General features: G+C 41.5%; 3 protein-coding genes. All 3 read left to right on the top strand.

The window, feature by feature from the left end:
* Nucleotides 1-194, top strand: a 194-nt coding sequence (locus tag JX312_RS12845) for a hypothetical protein (protein WP_204458313.1), incomplete at its 5' end; no start/stop codon positions are given.
* Nucleotides 191-682 (top strand): glycoside hydrolase family protein, encoded by a 492-nt coding sequence (locus JX312_RS12840; protein ID WP_204458311.1) that lies wholly within the window; start codon nt 191-193, stop codon nt 680-682. The genes JX312_RS12845 and JX312_RS12840, both read left to right, overlap by 4 nt.
* A gap of 524 nt (nt 683-1,206) precedes the next feature.
* Nucleotides 1,207-1,566, top strand: a complete 360-nt coding sequence (locus tag JX312_RS12835; RefSeq protein WP_204458310.1) for a TerY-C metal binding domain-containing protein — start codon at nt 1,207-1,209, stop codon at nt 1,564-1,566.
* Nucleotides 1,567-2,001 lie beyond the last annotated feature (435 nt).

Here is a 2,001-nt window from a genome sequence, read left to right as displayed (position 1 = left end):
CACATATCCTTAATTACTTATCAAGTGATGCAAACATAAATGTCATCGCCACATTAGAAGATTCGTTCAATTCTACCCCGTGGCAGCAAACCTTTGAGTTCAACAGTAAAGACAGCGGAGACAATGACGGCGGTAAAACTCCCGGCATCATCAGCCCTGTCAATCCCGGAACTATAACACCGATTGCCCGATGAAAAAACTATTGATATTCCTCATGGCGTTAGTGACCCTCGCGGTCACTACGCCAGCCTTTGCCGCAAAACGGTCAATAATGGAACTGCCACTTTTTGAACGGGCAGTCCTGATAATCAAGAAATTTGAGACGATCCATAAGCCGAGTCACTGGCCTTATGTAGGCTACGGTCATCAAGTCCAGCGGGGAGAACCCTACCGCCGAGGCTGTCAGCTAACCGAAGCGCAAGCCGACGCATTGCTCCGAAAAGACCTCCGTAAGTTCTGCGCCCTCTACTCCCAATACGGCAAGGACTCAGTTCTCCTCGGCGCACTCGCCTACAACTGCGGACCCGGTGTAGTCAACAAGTCCACCGTCCTGAAAAAGTTGAAACGTGGCGACCGCAACATCTTCAAGTCCTACACCTCCCACTGTCGCTACAAAGGAAAGTGGCACAAAGGATTATACACTCGTCGCCTTACAGAAATACTTACTTTATACACTCCGTAGTTTATTGAAAGCATTCCGTTCTATAGCGGGATGCTTTCACTGTTTTAATACGATTAAATTGTCCATTTTAGTCCAACTTCGGATTCCTCCATGATTTAACTGAATTATCTCTTTCCCATCTCGAAAAAAATTAGTAATTTTGCCATTGGCTTAGTGCTACTTACCTTTTTGGTGGGGAGCCTTAGCCATGACATATTAAAGGCGTTTCCAACGCTTTGCCCTTGGCATATAGAAATCTGACAGTTTCTTGTCTGTTTTATAAAATGGACATATCGAAGTCAAGTGCGAGGCAACACAGAACGCCCATGAGTATGAGTACCATACTCCAGTTTTTCATATCCATTAGATGTGAAGATTTGGTGTATCTATCCATACAGCGTGGGTATCTGATGTTGTTCGTTCAACTTCGATGGGCAATGTCAGAGCCTCTATATGTGGGACGAGCAGCGAAGACTCTCACGCTTTTTGTTAAACAACTTCCTGCTAAAGAGAGTTATGCGGGATTAAATAAACGACTGGTAGCCATGACCAAACTCAGTGACAAGGCATTTGCTATAATGGCAGTTTGCCCTGAAGCAAAGAAATATTATGGCGTAACGGTGGATGAGATACGCCGTGGAGCCTATAAATTTGTCTGGGCTTTCCCTATTGATAGGGATAAAGCTCAGAGAGAAGGTTATGACTCTCAGTATGTCCATGGGAGTATTGAACTTGATGTAGAATACCCCGGATGTCCCTATTGCAAAAGTAGCCAGTTTCTATTTTGTTCATGTGGTGCCGTAATGTGCTGGCATGGACAGCGTGTTGTAAAATGTCCCAAGTGCGGGCAATCTGGAGAAGTTACAGCCGCTTCTTCATTTGATCTTCATGGAGGAGGGTTCTAAATGATACTTCTAATACCGTGCGTATATCCAATAANTTGGCTTTTGGTAGCAATTTTAATGCTATTAAAATGGATTTTTATTGATGGATGGTTTATATGGGCAACTCTTGCCGGGATATGGTTAATCTGGTATATTTTCAAAGGTATTCGATTCGGCTTTGTATTTATAAATGATAATAATAAAAAGAAGGAATTGAAAACTTCATTTTATTCCTCTTTATCTCAGCAATATGAATTATCCGCTTACAACGAATCGTTAAATCTTAATCAGAATATATCAAACATTCTTACTGAATATTTTGAACGGCTCGTATATGATAAAAGTGTCATTCCAAGATTTGAGAAGATTATTAAGGAATTTTTTAGTAGATGACAAAAATTAAATTTATGCTGTTAAACACTTAATTTTCAGTCGATTAAATTTGCAAAAGTCCCT

Source organism: Barnesiella sp. CU968, assembly GCF_905219685.1.
In the GTDB taxonomy this organism is placed as follows: domain Bacteria; phylum Bacteroidota; class Bacteroidia; order Bacteroidales; family Muribaculaceae; genus Lepagella; species Lepagella muris_A.
This window is presented reverse-complemented; position numbering and strand designations above follow the sequence as displayed.

Coding starts and splice junctions, on each gene's coding strand:
- JX312_RS12835 (WP_204458310.1), top strand. CDS start 1,207: ATGACCAAACTCAGTGACAAGGCATTTGCTATAATGGCAGTTTGCCCT.
- JX312_RS12840 (WP_204458311.1), top strand. CDS start 191: ATGAAAAAACTATTGATATTCCTCATGGCGTTAGTGACCCTCGCGGTC.